This is a genomic window from Vibrio sp. M260118, assembly GCF_036533755.1.
Classification (GTDB): Bacteria; Pseudomonadota; Gammaproteobacteria; order Enterobacterales; family Vibrionaceae; genus Vibrio.
This window is the reverse complement of the sequence record NZ_JATABG010000505.1, coordinates 1-1,980: the sequence shown is the minus strand read 5'-3', so window position 1 is coordinate 1,980 and position 1,980 is coordinate 1. Positions and strand designations below refer to the sequence as shown.

2 protein-coding genes are annotated in these 1,980 nt (G+C 42.9%); one reads left to right on the top strand and one right to left on the bottom strand.

The window, feature by feature from the left end; genetic code table 11:
* Position 1: 1 nt before the first annotated feature.
* On the top strand, positions 2-1,264 hold the full coding sequence (locus tag QTO00_RS18925) for a GGDEF domain-containing protein (protein WP_331426137.1): 1,263 nt from the start codon (positions 2-4) through the stop codon (positions 1,262-1,264).
* Here QTO00_RS18925 and QTO00_RS18920 read toward each other — a convergent pair.
* Positions 1,236-1,979 (bottom strand): SanA/YdcF family protein, encoded by a 744-nt coding sequence (locus QTO00_RS18920; protein ID WP_443088950.1) that lies wholly within the window; start codon positions 1,977-1,979, stop codon positions 1,236-1,238. The genes QTO00_RS18925 and QTO00_RS18920 overlap by 29 nt on opposite strands.
* Between the last annotated feature and the right edge of the window lies 1 nt (position 1,980).

The following is a 1,980-nucleotide window of genomic DNA, read 5'->3' as shown; positions in this document are numbered from 1 at the left end:
AGTGCAGCTTTATTGGATGCACGGCGGCGGACATATATTCAAAATTAGTCCTGATAAGTTTGAATATTTAGCAACCAATGATCAGGTGCAAGGTGGTGTCAGTCGTTCAAAGGTGACCGTTTCTGGTTCAGAAGCGGTGCTTGAATGCAAACTTGATAAAACCGATGCTTATCCTTGGCCATACTGTGGCGTCTCTATTCAACTAGGCAAAAACCTACATCAAGGTGTAGATTTAGCCAACTATCATACGATTTATCTTAATATCGACTTCGAGCAACTTGATAGTGAAAACCTTCCCAACATGCGGTTATATTTGCGCAATTTCAATCCTGAATACTCTTTGAAAGGTAATGAATATACACAAAAGTATAACGGAGTTTCCTATCAACCGGGTGTTGGACAGGGTGTTATTGAAATTCCGATTGCTAACTTACAGGTTTTAACTTGGTGGTTGAGCGACAACAATATTCCTATCGCCCACTCTGCTCCCGAGTATACCAATGTCACTAAGCTTGAACTTGCGACTGGCTCTGCGCATTATACCGGTGAGTACAAAATGACGATTAAGAGTATTGAGCTCGTTGGTGCGTATATTGAAGGTGAAACCTTGATGCTCTCCTTATTGATATTATGGGTGTCGCTAGCGCTTGTTTATAGCATTGTCGAAGTCAGACGTAGTCATGAGATAATACGTCAATCGCAATTTAGGCAAGAGCATTTAAGTCGTCTAAACATTGAGCTAAAAGAACAAAATGTTCATTTTGCTGAGCTGGCGAACAGAGATGCATTGACTGGCGCGATGAATCGCCATTCGATTCGAGAGTGGCTTGATAGGCATTATGCCGATGATTCTGCCGGGAAACATACCTTGTCGGTACTTTATCTAGATATTGATCATTTTAAGTTGGTTAATGATAAGTACGGTCATGCTATGGGTGACGACATTTTGCGTGAGTTTACTATGGTGGTTTGGGGAATACTTAGCCCAAGTGAACGTTTGGTGCGTTGGGGAGGGGAAGAGTTTGTTGTCTTTTGTCCGAGCTTAACCCAGGAAAAAGCGAGTCGCTTGGCTGAGAAGATTCGCCAACGTGTCGAATCTCATATTTGGGTGCATGGTGATCCTTTAACGACTAGTGTGGGGGTGGCTACAAAAGACCATGAGCGTGTTAGTTCGATGATAACCCGCGCGGATGAGGCACTGTATATGGCTAAGCGTCAAGGTCGAAATCAAGTGGTTACTCTTGATTATCCTGGACAGGACTAGTGTCATTTGGTTGTAATTCGAGTGAGCTTTCCTGGGCGTGCTCAATAACTATCGGCTCTTTAGGCCCAAGAAACTTGGGTTGTGCTTTAGTTATATAGATATCAAGTACGGCTTTGGCTCGCGCGAACACTTCGCGCAAACGAACTTTGAATCCTGAATGCTTTGAAGGGCCTGCTACAGCGAAACACTTCGCATCAATATTGTGTGAGTTAGCAATAAATATGGCTCGTTCGCAATGAAACTTCTGCGAGATGATTAGGAAGTTGTTAGTGTCGAAAATCTCTTTGGCTCTAACGACAGAGTCTAATGTTCTAAACCCCGCGTAGTCCAAGTAAATGTTCTCTTCAGGTATTTCCGCTTTAAGTAGGTCACGTTTCATCGTCCAAGGTTCATTGTACGAACGGTGTGCGTTGTCGCCGCTTAGCAAAAAGTTCTCTACTTTTCCTTGTTCATACAGTTCAATCGCTGCGTCAATGCGATTGGCATAATACTCATTTAACACCTTGCCTAAGTATTTACTGGTGCCAAGAACCACTGCAACATCGAATGAATCGACATCTTTGATATCACTAAACAATTGATCTTGCGCGCTAAAGGAAACCCAACGATCAATTGCAATTAGAGAGGCAGCCAAAACTATGGCTAAAATTGGTAGCCAAGTAAACGCTTTTAACCAAGGTCTTGTCGGTGGCTTATGGTGAAATAATCTTCGCACT